This window comes from Motilibacter peucedani (assembly GCF_003634695.1).
GTDB lineage: Bacteria > Actinomycetota > Actinomycetes > Motilibacterales > Motilibacteraceae > Motilibacter > Motilibacter peucedani.
The window spans coordinates 532,537-547,141 of sequence record NZ_RBWV01000009.1 but is presented as its reverse complement, the minus strand read 5'-3'; the positions used below and the strand labels follow the sequence as shown (position 1 = coordinate 547,141).

General features: G+C 74.4%; 9 protein-coding genes. 6 read left to right on the top strand and 3 right to left on the bottom strand.

All coding sequences use genetic code 11. The features are described 5' to 3' along the window. Positions 1–37 precede the first annotated feature (37 nt). Entirely contained in the window at positions 38–1,264 is a 1,227-nt protein-coding gene (locus CLV35_RS04090; RefSeq protein ID WP_231121466.1) for a hypothetical protein, read from the top strand. Here the strand turns inward: CLV35_RS04090 and CLV35_RS04085 are convergent. Then, positions 1,248–1,661, bottom strand: a complete 414-nt coding sequence (locus tag CLV35_RS04085) for an ester cyclase (RefSeq protein ID WP_121192095.1) — start codon at positions 1,659–1,661, stop codon at positions 1,248–1,250. The genes CLV35_RS04090 and CLV35_RS04085 overlap by 17 nt on opposite strands. 131 nt (positions 1,662–1,792) lie before the next feature. On the opposite strand from CLV35_RS04085, the gene CLV35_RS04080 reads away from it, so the two are divergent. The 4 genes from CLV35_RS04080 to CLV35_RS04065 are packed head-to-tail and all read left to right on the top strand — an operon-like array spanning position 1,793 to position 9,313. Continuing rightward, the gene (locus tag CLV35_RS04080) at positions 1,793–2,716 is read left to right on the top strand and encodes an ABC transporter ATP-binding protein (RefSeq protein WP_183061713.1); all 924 of its coding nucleotides are present in this window, start codon (positions 1,793–1,795) and stop codon (positions 2,714–2,716) included. Further along, positions 2,713–3,405: an ABC transporter ATP-binding protein gene (locus CLV35_RS04075; RefSeq protein ID WP_231121464.1), complete on the top strand. Its 693-nt coding sequence runs from the start codon at positions 2,713–2,715 to the stop codon at positions 3,403–3,405. The genes CLV35_RS04080 and CLV35_RS04075 overlap by 4 nt, the downstream gene beginning before the upstream one ends. A 2-nt stretch (positions 3,406–3,407) precedes the next feature. Continuing rightward, a complete protein-coding gene (locus CLV35_RS19895) occupies positions 3,408–6,614 on the top strand; it encodes a permease (protein WP_183061657.1) in 3,207 nt (1,068 codons plus the stop codon). After that, on the top strand, positions 6,611–9,313 hold the full coding sequence (locus tag CLV35_RS04065) for an FtsX-like permease family protein (protein ID WP_121192094.1): 2,703 nt from the start codon (positions 6,611–6,613) through the stop codon (positions 9,311–9,313). The genes CLV35_RS19895 and CLV35_RS04065 overlap by 4 nt, the downstream gene beginning before the upstream one ends. A 1-nt stretch (position 9,314) precedes the next feature. On the opposite strand, the gene CLV35_RS04060 is transcribed toward CLV35_RS04065, so the two are convergent. Further along, the gene (locus CLV35_RS04060) at positions 9,315–10,835 is read right to left on the bottom strand and encodes a matrixin family metalloprotease (RefSeq protein WP_121192093.1); all 1,521 of its coding nucleotides are present in this window, start codon (positions 10,833–10,835) and stop codon (positions 9,315–9,317) included. A gap of 176 nt (positions 10,836–11,011) precedes the next feature. On the opposite strand from CLV35_RS04060, the gene CLV35_RS04055 reads away from it, so the two are divergent. Continuing rightward, positions 11,012–11,914, top strand: a complete 903-nt coding sequence (locus CLV35_RS04055; RefSeq protein WP_121192092.1) for a methylenetetrahydrofolate reductase — start codon at positions 11,012–11,014, stop codon at positions 11,912–11,914. Between the two features lie 30 nt (positions 11,915–11,944). Here the strand turns inward: CLV35_RS04055 and dnaB are convergent, their stop codons facing one another. Next, positions 11,945–14,551, bottom strand: a complete 2,607-nt coding sequence (gene dnaB / locus CLV35_RS04050; RefSeq protein WP_121192091.1) for a replicative DNA helicase — start codon at positions 14,549–14,551, stop codon at positions 11,945–11,947. Between the last annotated feature and the right edge of the window lie 54 nt (positions 14,552–14,605).

The window sequence follows — 14,605 nt, the reverse complement described above, 5'->3', positions numbered from 1 at the left end:
CAGCGTCGCGGTGGAGATCTCACAGGCGAGGTGACCCATGCAGGATCGTCAGAGCTTCCCCAGGGCCGTCGAGGCGGGGCAGCACCAGGGCTCGAGGCCCGGACCGACCCCCGTGTCGCGCCGCGCGTTCCTCGGCGGCAGCGCGGCTGCGGCAGCCGCGGTCGGCCTGTCGCTCGGGACCGCGGCGCCCGCGTCGGCGGCGTCGGCGAGGTCGAGGGCCCGGCACGGCGAGACGCCGTTCGGCCCGGTCACGGTGTTCGACGGGCCCGGCGCGTCCTACGCGCGCGCGATCCGCCTGGGCGGCCCGCAGACCGGCACGGCCCGCACCACTCTGGCGACCTTCCAGCAGTTCAGCCTCGGCAGCCCCGGCGGGTTCCCGGTCTACCGCAGCGAGGACGACGGCCGCACGTGGCACTACCTCAGCACGGTGGGCGGCGAGGAGGGCAGGATCTGGCTGCAGCCGTCGTTCTACGAGCTGCAGCGGCCCTTCGGCGGCCTGCCCCAGGGCGCGATCCTGTGCGCCGGCAACTCGCTCGACTTCAACAGCACCCGCATCGTCCTCTGGGCGAGCACCGACCGCGGCAAGACCTGGAGCTTCCTCAGCACGGTCGCCGAGGGCGGAGCGCCACGTGCGGAGAACGGGTTCACGCCGGTGTGGGAGCCGTTCCTGCTGCTGCACCGCAGCCGGCTGATCTGCTACTACTCCGACCAGCGCGACCCGCTCTACGGCCAGAAGCTGGCGCACCAGACCACCAAGGACCTCCGCACCTGGGGTCCGGTCGTCAACGACGCGGTGGGCACGGACTACGCGAAGCGGCCGGGCATGACGACCGTCGCGAAGATCACGAACCACCTGTGGATCATGACCTACGAGTACGGCGTCAGCGCGACCTACTACCCGGTGCACTACAAGCTCGCGAGGGACCCCGAGGAGTTCGACGCGTCCCCGTCCATCGAGCTGCTCGACCAGGACGGCCACGCCCCGGCCTCGGCACCCACGGTCTCGTGGGCCGACTACGGCGGCAAGGACGGCACGATCATCGTCAGCTGCAACGACGACGTCGACTTCGTCATCAACCGGGCGGCCGGTGACCCCGGCGCGTGGGAGCGCATGAGCACGCCGATGCCGCGCGGCTACAGCCGCTTCACGATCCCGCTGACCAGCCCGAGCTCGTGGAGCCGCTCGGGTGGCGTCTTCGTGATCACGGGCGCGCCCTACGGCGAGCAGGCCCCCATCACCGCAGGCGTCATCCAGCTGCCCTGACGACGGCCGACAACGCGTCGCGGACGACCGGGTGGAGGTCGCCCCAGCAGTGGGCGATCTTCCCGTCCTCGACCTGGTAGACGACGAGCTCCTGCGTGCGGATCCGCCGCCCGGTCGGCGCGATGCCGCTGAAGGTGCCTGTGTTCGTGCCGGAGCCGAACAGCCGCGCGACGATCGTGCGGCCGTCGACGAACACGTCCTGCACCTCCCAGCGGTAGTCGGGGAAGCCGACGTAGACCTCACGAACGCTCTCGATGTAGGCCGCCAGCCCGTCGACGGGCCCGGAACCGCTCACGTGCTGCGAGACGAACTCGCCCAGGTCGTCGGCCCGGTGCGCGTTGCAGCAGGCGAGGTAGCGCTCGTAGAGAGCGAGCATCGCGGAGCGGTCGGGTGCCATGCATCCCAGCGTCGCACGGCCCTTGCCGCGCCGGTGCCAGGTTGCGGTTCGGTGTCGACCGCTGCGGCACCAGCAGGTCGCGGGCTAGTCTGCGCGCGGCCGACCACGTCCCTGGAGGTATCCGCGTGTCCCTGCTCGACGGGCCGCTGAGCGCACGACGTGCCGGGCCGGAGCAGGAGTTCGGCCACGACGCGCTCATCGTGTGCGACAACCTCGTGCGGATCTACCAGACCGGCTCGATCGAGGTGCAGGCGCTGCAGGGGCTCGACCTGCTGGTGCACGAGGGCGAGATGGTCGCCATCATCGGTGCTTCGGGCTCGGGCAAGTCGACGCTGCTCTCGCTGCTCGCCGGGACCGACGCCCCCACCGCGGGTCGGGCGCGCGTGGCCTCCTGGGACCTCATGTCGATGTCGCGCAGGGAGCGCGTGCACTACCGCCGCCACGCGGTCGGCCTGGTCCGGCAGCAGACGGCGCGCAACCTGGTGCCCTACCTCTCCGCAGCTCAGATGGTCGACCTGCCGATGACGCTGGCGGGCGTGCCGCGCAGGGAGCGCAGGAGCCGTACGGGTGAGCTGCTCGAGTCGGTCGGCGTGGCGCACTGCGCGCGGCGCCGTCCCGCGCAGATGTCGGGCGGCGAGCAGATGCGCGTCGCGATCTGCGTCGCGCTCGCCAACCGGCCGCGGGTGCTGCTCGCCGACGAGCCGACCGGCGAGCTCGACACCGAGACCTCGGGCGAGGTCTTCGGCGCTCTGCGCACCGCGAACTCGCAGCTGGGCGTCACCGTCGTCATGGTCACGCACGACCCGGACGTGAGCGGCCAGGTCGAGCGGACCGTGGCCATCCGCGCCGGCCGCACCAGCAGCGAGGTGCTGCGGCGCTCGACGACCGGGGCCGACGGCGAGCACCGGGTCGTCGCGGAGGAGTACGCGATCATGGACCGGGCCGGACGCGTACAGGTGCCCAAGGACTACCGCGAGGCGCTGGCGCTGACCCGACGGGTGCGCCTCGCGCTCGAGACCGACCAGGTGGCCATCCGCCCCGACACCGGCGCATGACGGCCGAGGTGGTCGCGGAGCCGATGGTCTCCGTGCGGGGCGTGCGGCGCAGCTTCGGGTCCGGCGAGCGGGCCGTGCACGCGCTGCGCGAGGTCTCCTTCGACGTGCAGGCCGGCACGATGGTGGCGCTGGTCGGGCGCTCCGGGTCGGGCAAGACGACGCTGCTCAACGTGATCGGCGGTCTCGACCGGCCGGACGCGGGCAGCGTGCGCGTCGACGGCACCGAGGTCACCGGGCTCGACGAGGAGGGCCTGAGCCGGCTGCGGCGCGAGTCGGTGACCTACGTCTTCCAGACCTTCGGGCTGGTGCCCGTGCTCTCCGCGGCCGAGAACGTCGGCGTCCCGCTGCGCATGAAGCGCACCCCCGTGGCCGACCGCGAGCGCCGCGTCGCGCTGCTGCTCGACCTCGTCGGGCTGTCCGACCACTCCGAGCAGCGGCCGAGCGAGCTGTCCGGAGGCCAGCAGCAGCGGGTGGCCATCGCCCGCGCGCTCGCCGCCTCACCCCGCCTGCTGGTCGCCGACGAGCCGACCGGCCAGCTCGACCCGGAGACCGGGCTCGAGATCATGGCGCTGCTGCGCGCGGTGGTCGAGTCCGAGGGCGTCACCGCCCTGATCGCCACGCACGACCCGGTGATGATGGAGCTGGCCGACCGCGTCGTGCGCATCTCCGACGGTCAGGTCACGGGCTAGCGGTGCTCGGGCTCCTGCTCCTGCGGGCACGCGTCCAGCTCGCGCTGCTCGCCGCCGTCCTCGCCGTCGTGACAGCGGGCGCGACGCTGCTGGGGGTGAGCGCGCTGCTGCTCACGCGCACGCAGGAGCGCGCGCTCGACGTCGCCGTGGTCCGCGCGCAGCCGAAGGAGCTCGACGTCACCGCCATCGCCACAGGCGTACGCGGCGGTGACGTGACCTCCGTCGCCTCCGGTGCGGGCGGCGTGGTCCGCTGGGTCCTCGAGCCGCTCGGCTCCACCAGCACCCGTCGGTTCTCCTCGGCGATGCGCCGGCTGGGGGACGGCGGCAGCGGGTCGCGGCAGCTGGGCTACCTCTCGGCCCTCGACGCCCTGACCGAGCGCGCCGACCTCCTCACGGGCCGGTGGCCCGCTGCCGGCGGCTCAGGCGGTGCGCTCGAGGCGGTGGTGCCCGAGGCGACGGCGCGCGCCCTCCACCTGTCGACCGGGACCCGCGTCGCGCTCGGTGCGGAGACCGGTGGCGGCAACTCGGTCTCGCCGGTGGACGTGCGGGTCGTCGGCACCTTCCGGCCGCGGCCCGCGGCCGGCTGGGAGCGCGACCCGCTCGGCGGCGCGGGGGTCGAGATCGCCTACCAGGACGGCTACAGCACCGAGCCGGCGCAGGCCTACGGCCCCTTCGTCGTCGCCCTGCCCGACCTGATGACCAGCGGCTCCACCGTCGACCGGCTCGACGTCACGGCGTCGCCGGTGCTGACGGGGGTGACGGGCGCGCGGCTCGCCGAGGTGTCCGCCCGGCTGAGTGCCGCCGACCCCCGTCTCTCCGCCGCGCTGCGCCAGCGACCGGCGGCCGAGCGCATCTCGTCCGAGCTGCCCCGCACCCTCGCGGTGGCGCGGACGCAGCAGTCGGCCACCCGCACGGTGGTGCTGGTCGTGGTGCTGCTCGGCATCGCGCTGACGGCGACGGCGCTGGGCCTGGCCGGCCGGCTCGTCACGGCGCTGCGGGCGGGCGAGACCGAGCTGCTCGCGGCGCTGGGGGCCGGCCCGCGCCAGCTGCTGGCCACCGCCGCGCTCGAGGCCGCGGTGCTGGCCGCCCTCGCGTCGGTGGTCGCCGTGCCGCTGTCCACCCTGGCGCACACCGGGCTCACGCACCTCCCGGTCCTCGAGCGCGCCGGCCTGGCTGCGGGGCCGTCCAGCGACGGCGCCCAGCTGCAGGCGGTGGTGCTCGGAGCCGTCGCGCTCGCCGCCGTGCTCGTGCTGCCCGCGCTGCGCCGCGACCGCGGCGAGCACTCGTCGACGCGGCCGAGCCGGCGCGGCCTGGCGGCCCGCTCGGGTGCCGACCTGCTGCTGGTCGGCCTGGCGCTCGTGGGGGTCTGGCAGCTGCGCGACCAGCCCGCCGCGAGCACCGCCCGCACCGACGTCGTACGCGTCGTCTCCCCCGCCCTGTGCCTGCTCGCCGGTGCGGTGGTGGCGCTGCGGGTGGTGCCGCTGCCCCTGCGCGGCGTCGACGCGCTGGCGCGCCGCTCGCGCGCGCTCGTCCTGCCGCTCGCCGCGTTCGAGGCGGCCCGCCGGCCCCGCGCGGTGGCCGCGGCACTGCTGCTCGCGCTCACCGCGGCCGTGACGACGTTCGGCGCGTCGTTCGGCTCGACGTGGCAGCGCTCGCAGCACGACCAGGCCGACATCCGCGTGGGCACCGACGCCTCGGTGAGCCTGGTGGCGCCGCCCGAGCCGGGTGAGGGAGCGCGAGTGGCCGCCGCGACCGGCGGCACCGTCTCGCCGGTCACGGACCGCCCCGTCGCCGTCGGCTGGTTCGTCGGCGAGCAGGGGCTGGCCCCCCGCCTGCTCGCCGTCGACACCGCGCACGCGGGCGCCCTGCTGCGCGGGCGCCGGGACGGCCGCTGGCGCGGCACGACGTGGGCTGCGAGCGCTTCTCGACTGAGGCCCACCTCCCGGATCGTCGGAGTGCCTCTCCCGTCGACCGGCGTGACGATCAGCGGCACCGCCTCGGCCGGAGCCGAGCTGCGCGCGACCCCCCGCCTGCTGACCCAGGACGCCACGGGCCTGCGGACGCTCACCTACGCTGCGCCTGTCCGGCTCGACGGCTCCCCGCACCCGCTCGTGCTCAACGTGCCGTTGCCACCGGGGCTCCAGCTGGTCGGTGTCGCGCTGCGCTTCGAGACGGTGGACCAGGACGCAGGGCCCGCACCGCCCAGCACCGACGTGTCCGTCACGGTGCACCTGCCTGGGGCGACCGGCGGGTCCACCGGCTGGTCCGCCGCCCCGACCGGCAGCGACCGATCGACCGGGAGCGAGCAGGTCGTCACCGCGGCCGGCGTCCAGGTCACCAGCGCGGGTGGGGCGACCGACGTGCGCACCCGTGCGGCGGTGTCGGTGCCCGGCCTGGTCTACGGGAGGGCGGAAGTGCTCTCCACGGCCCTCGACCGTCCGCAGGTCGTCCCCGTCGCAGCCTCGCACCGACTGCTGCAGACGATCCACAGCTCGGTGGGCGACGAGCTCGCGGTGACGGTAGGCGCGACGACGGTCCGCGTACGCGTCGCGGCCGAGGTGCCCTACGTGCCCTCGCTCTCGGGCGGGATCGCGCTGCTGGCCGACGCCGACCTGCTCTCGCGGGCGCTGGTCGGCGCGGGGCAGCTCGACCCCGCGGTCGACGGCTGGTGGGTGGGCGACCCCCAGCGGGCCGACGCGGCGGCGCGGCTGCGGGCGCTCGACATCGGCGACGTCCTCAGCCGCCGCGAGCTCGACGACGAGCTCGCGCGCGGACCGCTGCGGGTCGTGCTGCCTGCCGCGCTGGGCGTCCTGCTCGTGGCGGCGGTGCTGCTGGCGCTTGTCGGCACCACCCTGCACGTGACCGCCGACCTCGAGTCGCGAGCCCTCGAGGTGGCCCGGCTGCGCGGGCTCGGGCTCCCCCGGCGCGCGATCCTCACCGCGCTGCTCGTCCAGCACGGCGCGGTGCTGGCCCTCCTGCTCTCCACGGGCACCGTCGTCGGCGCCGTCACCTCGGCGGCCTTCGCCACCCGGCTGGTCCGCTCCGACCTCGGCGCCGAGCCCACGCCGGCCGTGCTCGAGCAGTGGCCGTGGGGCACCGAGGTCGCGCTCGTGGGCGGCGTGCTGCTCGGCTGCCTCGCACTCACCGCGCTGGTCGTCAGCGTGCAGGTCCGGCGGGCCGACACGGCGCACCTGAGGGTGGCGTCGTGAGGCTGCCGCGGCTGCACCTGCCCAGCGTCGTCGGCCGGCTGCGCGCCGACCGCGGTCCGCTCGCGCTCGCGGGTGCCGTGGTCGTGCTCGGCACCGCCCTGGCGGCGGGCCTGCCGCCCGCGGTCGGGCACGCGGCGGACCTGGCGGTGAGCGACCTCGTGGCGCGAGCCGGAGCGGACGCCGACCTCGTCTACACCGTCCCCTTCGAGCCCGACTACGCCGAAGACCCCAAGCAGCGCGACCCCGGCATGGCAGCGACCCTCCGGGACAGCGTCGAGCTGGCCGGGCTCGAGATCCCTCGCGACCTGGCCGCCGCGCTGCAGCCGCCCGCCGCGAGCATCACCTCCGCGGACCTCAAGCTGTCCGGGCACGGCGCGGGCGACGTGCTCCAGCTGGCCTACGTCTCGGGCGGGCGCGGCGCCCGGGTGAGCTGGACGGCGGGCTCTGCTCCGGGCACGACGGCCCGGGAGCCGGCCGTCGTCGTGCCCCCCGACTCCGGGCCGTGGCCGGTGGAGGTGGGCGTGTCCGAGCAGACGGCGGCGGCGCTGCACCTCCGCCCCGGCGACCGGCTCGACGCCAGCGACCCGCTCCAGCGCGACATGGACATCCGCGTCAGCGGGGTGTTCCGGCCCGTGGACCCGCTCGACCCGGCCTGGCAGCAGGCGCCGGGACTGCTCGCGCCACAGGCGTACGTCGGTGCGCTCGTCCGCCGCACGGTGGTCGGCGGGCTGCTGTCGCCGACCTCGCTGCCCGACGCGCGCGTCGCCCTCGACTCCGACTACCTCACCCGCGCGGTGTCGTTCGCCCCGGCACCGGCGCGGCTCGACCGGGGTAGCTCCACAGTCCTCGCCGGCGCGGTCGTGCGGCTCGAGGCGCGCTACGGGGGCGGTGACGACGGCTCTCCGACGTGGCGCAGCCAGCTCGACCGGGTGCTGCACGGCGCGCGCCGGCGGGTGGCGACGGCGACGGCGCAGGCCGCCCTCCTGTTCGCCGGCCTCGTGCTGACGACCAGCCTGGTGCTCGTGCTCGCGGCCGAGCAGCTCGTCCGCCGCAGGCGTGCCACGCTGGCGGACCTCCGGGTCCGCGGCGCCTCGCTGCCCGGGCTGCTCGCCGAGCTCGCCGTCGAGTCGGTGCTGGTCACCGTGCCGGCGGCCGCGGCGGGGCTGCTGGCCGCCCGCGTCCTCGGCTCCCGGCCGCCGTCGCTGACCTGGCCGGTGCCGGTGCTGGCCGTCGCCCTGCTCGCTCCGCCACTGCTCGGCGTGCGCGCCGCCGCCCGCTCGACGGGCGGCAGGCGGGCGCCGGCCAACCGGTCGGCCCGGCGCAGCCTCGCCCGCACCGCCCAGCTGCGGCGGGGTGCGCTCGAGGTCGCCGTCCTGCTCGCGGCCGCCGCCGCGCTCGTGGCGCTCCGGCAGCGCGGCGTCGTGCCCGTCGAGCCCGACGACGTCAGCGGTGCGCTGCTGCCGGCGCTCGCGCCCACGCTGGTCGCCGCGACGGGCGCGCTCGTGCTGCTGCGGCTGCTCCCGCTGGGCGCTCGTCTGGCGCGCGGGTGGCTGCGGCGAGGTACGCGCACCGTGCCCTTCGTCGTCGCCGCCCGCGCCTCGACGACCGCTGCGCGGCCGCTGCCCTTCCTGGTCGTGACGGTGGGCAGCGCGCTGGCCGGCTTCGCGCTGTGCCTCGCCGCGACGCAGACCAGCGGTCAGGCCGACGGCGCCTGGTTCGCGGTCGGCGCCGACGCGCAGCTCCACACGCAGGCGTCGGCGTCGGTGCGGACGCTCGCCGGGCGGGCGGCGGGGAGCGACGGCGTACGCATCGCGGTCCCCGCCCGGGTCTCCGACGTCGCGCTGGTGAGCGGCACGAGCACCGGCAGCGCGCGCCTCGTGGTGGCCGACGCACCCGCCTTCGAGCGGCTGCTGGCCACCACGCCGTTGCCCGACGCGCCGCAGCTGGCCCGGCTGCACGGGCTCTCCGGCGGCCGGGTGCCGGCACTCGTGCGCACCGCGGACCCCGCGCTGCTGCGCGGGAAGCTCGCCCTGCGGTGGGACGGCGAGCCGGTGGCCCTCCAGGTCGTGGGCGGTGCACCGCCGCTGGGCGACGGTGGACCGCTGGTGGTCGTCGACGCGGCCTCGTTCGCAGCAGCCGGGGCCGACGCCCCGCCCGACACGGTGTGGGCGACCGGGCCCCGCGCGGCCTCGGTGCTGCGCCGGCTGGCCGGTCCCGACGCTGCGATCACCGTGCGCGAGGCCGTGCAGCACGAGCGGCGGACCTCACCGCTGCCGCAGGCCCTGCTGCGCCTGGCCGAGCTCACCGCGACGGTGATGCTGGCGCTCGCGCTGCTGGGCCTCGTGCTCGGCGCGGCCGCCACCGCCCCCGCTCGCGGCCAGACCCTGGCCCGGTTGCGGACGCTCGGCCTGCGCCCGGTCGAGGCGCGCCGGGCCGTCGCGGGCGAGCTGCTGCCGCCCGCCCTCCTCGCCGCCGCCGGAGGGACGGTGCTGGGGACGGTGCTGGCGCGTACGGCCCTGAGGTCGCTGTCGCTGCGCCTGGTCACCGGCCAGCCGAGCGACCCGGCGCTCGCCGTCCCGTGGACCGTCGTCGTGCCGCTCGTGCTGCTTCCTGCCGGCGTCGCGGTGCTCGTGGTCGTCGAGTCGTCGCTGCGGCGGCGGCAGAAGCTCGGCCAGGTGCTGCGCGTGGGCGGGACGTGACCTAGAAGCAGGGGTTGGCGTAGAGCGCGTGGAGGCCGGCGAGGTCACCGCTCGCGTAGCCGCCGTCGAACGACGCGCCGTTGATGTAGGGGTACATCACCTCGCCCGGGTCGTCGCCGACGTGGTCGAGGCCGAGGACGTGCCCCAGCTCGTGCAGCATCACGTAGCCCTTGCTGTCGACGCCGGGCGCGAAGCCGTCGGCCAGCGAGTCGTACTGCGTGTTGAAGAGGTAGAAGCCGCGGTAGATCTGCGGCTCGCGCCCCGACGGGACCTGGTAGTTGCTGCCGCCGAGGGCGATGGTGCTGCTGGTGAGCTGCGCCGACTCCGACGGATCCGCTGCGGCGACCAACAGGTCGGCGTCCGCGTCGGCGGCGGGGATCGTGCCGCTGCCGTTGCCCCAGGGGACGTAGGACGACGCACCGAGGTACTGGAAGCTCAGGCCGGTCACGTCGTGGATCTTGCTCAGGGCGGTGGCCAGGTCGGTCATGAACCCGGGAGGCAGGGCGGTCGGGTTCACGCGGTACGTGACGACGTGGCACCCGTTCCAGTGCCCGCCGCCGTAGCCGTTGCTGTAGAGGAAGGCGTAGTGCCCCAGCGCTGCGGGCGGGGTCGTCGTGTGCGCGGACGGTGCGGGCCGGTGGGTGACCGTGCCGTCGACGGCGTAGACGTCGGAGGAGCCGTCGGGGTAGCTCACGACGTGGTGGCCGTCGGGGTACGTGGTGGTGACCGTGCCGTCGGTCGCGTAGGTGTCGGTGTGGTGGTAGGCGCCGTCCCAGGACACCGACTCGACGACCGTGCCGTCGGAGTACTCGGTGCCGCTGACCTGGGCCGGGTGGCTGACGCCGTTCTCGACTGCCGTGTACGCGTACGCGTAGGTGCGGGTCACCCTGACCGTCGGGACGGGGGACTGGACCGGCACGGTGGGCGAAGTGGTCTGCGCGGGTGCCGCGGGCTCGGCCGGGACGGTCGGTGCCGGAGGCTGGTCGGTCGTGGGGGCGGTCGGGACCGGCGCACTGACGGCAGGGATCGTGGGCGTGCGCGGGGCGGGGACCGGCATGGCCGGCATAGCCACGACGGCGATGGCTACGGTCAGCTTGATCTTGCCGGACACGAAGACGAGGCTGTGCCGGCCCTTCTTCGCCGCCCTCGGGACCGTGAGGAAGCCGCGGACCCTGCCTGCGCGGTCGGCCTTGGTCGTGCCGAGCTTCGTGCGCCCGTCCAGGGAGATCGAGACGGCACCGGGCTTCAGCCCGACGCCCGTGTAGGACGTGCGCTGGCCGGGGCGCAGGGTCGGCGTCCCGACCGAGACGACGCTACGCGGCTTGCTCGTACGCGTGATGCCCGTGCGCGCCATCAGCGCGTCGACGCTCGTGGTCGCGCCCGTGCCGGTGGTGGCCCCGCTCGTACCGGTGGTCGGAGCGCCGGGGGCCGCACCGAGCGGAGCCGGTGCCGTCGCGAGCGCTGCCGCCACGAGCACGGCGGCGGCCGTGGTGGTGCGGGCGAGGCGCTGGCGGCGGTGCACGTCTGTTCTCCTCCGGGCGGTGTGCGGCGTCGTCCCACCGCCTCGGAGGTCTTGTCGGCGGGGGCACAGGCGGGTCTGAACCGCCGTCACCCGGTCGGCGGCAGCCTCCCTGTCGCGCGGTCCTGTCGCGCGCGCTGCGTAGGGTGGCCCGCTGGCAAGCCCGGGAGGAAGCAGCAGTGGACCCGTCGCAGCAGCGCGAGAGGCTCTTCTTCAGCATCACGCCACCTCGGGGGTCGGCCTCGCCCGAGGAGGCACAGCGGATCGCCGATGTCACCATCGAGCGGCTCCGCCCGCTCGACCTCGACGCGCTGGTCGTCTACGACATCGACGACGAGAGCGACCGCAACCCTGACGAGCGGCCGTTCCCCTACCTGCCGACGCAGGACCCCGGCGACTTCTGCTCGCGCCACCTCGCCGACTGGGACCGTCCGCTCGTCGTCTACCGGTGCGTGGGCAAGTACGACCCGACCGACCTGCGGTCCTGGCTCGTCGCACAGGACCCTCGGCAGGTGAGCACGGTGTTCGTCGGCTCGTCCTCGCGAACCAAACCAGTGCATTCCACTCTCACTGAGGCGCTCGCGCTCTGGCGCAGCACGTCCCCGGCGCTGCCCCTGGGTGCTGTCGCGATCCCTGAACGGCACACGAGCAGCGGCCAGGAGCACGAACGGATGCTGCGCAAGCAGGAGGACGGGGCGTCGTTCTTCGTCACCCAGGTCGTCTACGACGCTGACGCGGCCAAGAGCATGGCATCGGACTACTTCTACGCCTGCCTCGACCGGGACCTCGAACCTGCCCCGGTGGTCTTCACGCTCTCGGTGTGCGGGTCGCTCAAGACGTTGGCGTTCCTGCAGTGGCTCGGTGTGGACGTCCCTCGCTGGATGTGCAACGACATGGAGAGGTCGGACGACCCGCTGTCGGCGTCCTTCGACCACTGCTCGGCCACCGCAGCGGACCTCGCTGCGTTCTGCCGCCGGCTGGGCGTGCCGTTCGGCTTCAACGTCGAGAGCGTCTCGATCCGGCGGGCCGAGATCGCGGCCTCTGTGCAGCTCGCCGAGCAGCTGCGGACCGAGCCCGGCTAGCGCGGCGTCGGGCGACCCGAGCTCAGCTGCTCACGACTGCATGTCGACGAAGCGGGAGTAGTGGCCTTGGAAGGCCACCGTGATGGTCGCGGTGGGGCCGTTGCGGTGCTTGGCCACGATGATGTCGGCCTCGCCCGCGCGCGGGGACTCCTTCTCGTAGAGGTCCTCGCGGTGCAGCAGCATGACCATGTCGGCGTCCTGCTCGAGCGAGCCGGACTCACGCAGGTCGCTCATCATCGGCTTCTTGTCGGTGCGCTGCTCAGGACCACGGTTGAGCTGGGACAGCGCGATGACCGGCACGTCGAGCTCCTTGGCCAGCAGCTTGAGCGAGCGGGAGAACTCCGAGACCTCCTGCTGGCGCGACTCGACGCGCTTGCCCGACTGCATGAGCTGCAGGTAGTCGACGATGACCAGGCGAAGGTCGTGGCGCTGCTTGAGCCGCCGGCACTTCGCTCGGATCTCCATCATCGTCATGTTGGGCGAGTCGTCGATGAACAGCGGCGCCTCGGACACCTCACCCATGCGACGTGCCAGGCGGTTCCAGTCGTCGTCGGTCATCGAGCCGGTGCGCATGTGGTGGAGCGGTACGCGCGCTTCGGCGGAGAGCAGGCGCATCGTGATCTCGTTGCGCCCCATCTCGAGGGAGAAGAAAGCGGTTGTCAGCTGGCTCTTGATCGCCGCGGCACGGGCGAAGTCCAGCGCCAGCGTGGAGTTGTGCGTGGGGATCATCGTCCCGCCAGCCAGGTAGAGGTGCGACTCGTCGTCCACCTGGACGCAGCGGACAGGCACCGACGCGACGCGACGGACCTCGGTGACGAAGCGGCTGTCACGGCGCTGGAAGAGGCGAGCACCTCGCTCCTTGTGCGCCAACCGCTTGCGCTCGAGCCGGAACACGTCCTCGTCGCTGCTGAACGTCAAGACGAAGGCGGTCGAGGTCTCGGCCGTCCGTCCCTTGACCCGCTTGGTGGTGAGGGTGCAGCGCATGCCGAGGCTGACCACGAGCTCGCGGAAGTCCATGGCCAGCCGCCGGCAGGTCACGGCGAACTGCAGGACGCCGGAGGGCAGCACCGTCCCGTCGGTGTCCATGAGACCGGCGAGGAGGTCGCGCCGCTGCTGCACCGAGGCTCGCAGGTAGTCGGTCGGGATGTGCTTGTCGCCGAGGACCCCCAGCTCGCGCAGCTGCGCCTGGACGGATGCCTCGGTCGCGCGGCACGCCGCGCAGAGCCCGAGGACTCCCTTGCAGGGGCCGCCGCACGAGGAGCACGTAGGAGCAGGCACCGGGTCGGAGACGAAGCGGGCCTTCCCGCCGCACGACTGGCCGCAGCAGCGGACCTGAGGGGCCTTCGGTACGAAGCTCGCCCCGCAGACGACGCACGAGCGGGCGACGAGCCGCTCCGGGGCGGCGAGCGCGATGCCGTAGTTGAGCCCAGCCTGCTCCGAGCAGACGTAGCCCTCTCCCTCGACGTAGGTCACGATCTCCGGGTCGGCTGTGGTGAACCGGGCCGCCGCGCTGTGACCGTCACCCAGCCAGACGCCGAGCACGTAGGGCGCCACGAGCAGGGACCGCTCGGGCAGCACGAGCGGCGCAGCGTTGCGCACCGAGTGGTTGAGCCGGCGGTCGGCGGTGGGGCAGCGCAGCGTACGAGCGATGTCCTCGGTGGTACGGACCTCGGCGAAGGTCCGCTGGTTGCGGTAGCGGTTGTAGCCGGTGGCCGCCTGCTGCGCCGACCGGCGGGAGGCCCGCGTCTCGGTGAGCCACTGGTGCTGCGCGTCGGCGACGATGACCGACCCGTCGGAGAAGTGCACCTCGTAGCAGGGCCGGTCGACCATCACCTCGGTCGCCGCGACGACCGTCGTCGGCCGGCCTTCGGCGGTCAGCAGCTGGTCGCCGACGCACACCTCGCCCATCGTCGTCCAGCCGGACGGCGTCGGCAGCGGGGTGTCGAGGGCGAGCGCCTTGCCGACCGCCGGACGGGCCGCGATGATGATCATCTGCCCGCCGTGGAGGCCGTTGGTCAATTCGTCGAGGTCCGCGAAGCCGGTCGGCGTCCCCACGAGCTGCCCGCCGCGCGAGCCGATGGCCTCGATCTCGTCGAGCGCGCCCTCCATGATCGCGGAGAGCGGCTGGTAGTCCTCGCTCGCGCGCTTGTCGGTGACGCCGTAGACCTCGGCCTGGGCGCGGTCGACGACCTCGTCGGCGTTGCCGTCGCCGGCGTAGCCCATCTGCACGATCTTGGTGCCGGCCTCGACGAGGCGGCGCAGGATCGCCTGCTCGCGCACGATGCCCGCGTAGTAGCCGGCGTTGGCAGCCGTCGGCACCATCGAGACCAGCGTGTGGACGTAGGTCGCGCCGCCGACGCGGGCGATCTCGCCGCGCTTGGTCAGCTCGGCGGCGACGGTGACGGCGTCGGCCGGGTCGCCCCGGCCGTAGAGGTCGAGGACGGCGTCGTAGACCAGCTCGTGGGCCGGCCGGTAGAAGTCGTTGCCGCGCAGCACCTCGACGACGTCGGCGATCGCGTCCTTGCTCAGCAGCATCGCGCCGAGGACGGACTGCTCGGCGGGGACGTTCTGCGGGGGCAGCCGGTCGTTGCTGCGCCCGTCGGTCGGGTCGGCGATGTAGACCTCGGCGACCGACATCTGCTGTGCTCCTCCTCGCCGTCCGTGGCTGGCGCGCGTCCCGCACCGGCCTCG

Excerpts from the sequence above, each read along its gene's own strand:
- CLV35_RS04090 (WP_231121466.1), top strand. The coding sequence starts at position 38 with ATGCAGGATCGTCAGAGCTTCCCCAGGGCCGTCGAGGCGGGGCAGCAC.
- CLV35_RS04085 (WP_121192095.1), bottom strand. The coding sequence starts at position 1,661 with ATGGCACCCGACCGCTCCGCGATGCTCGCTCTCTACGAGCGCTACCTC.
- CLV35_RS04075 (WP_231121464.1), top strand. The coding sequence starts at position 2,713 with ATGACGGCCGAGGTGGTCGCGGAGCCGATGGTCTCCGTGCGGGGCGTG.
- dnaB (WP_121192091.1), bottom strand. The coding sequence starts at position 14,551 with ATGTCGGTCGCCGAGGTCTACATCGCCGACCCGACCGACGGGCGCAGC.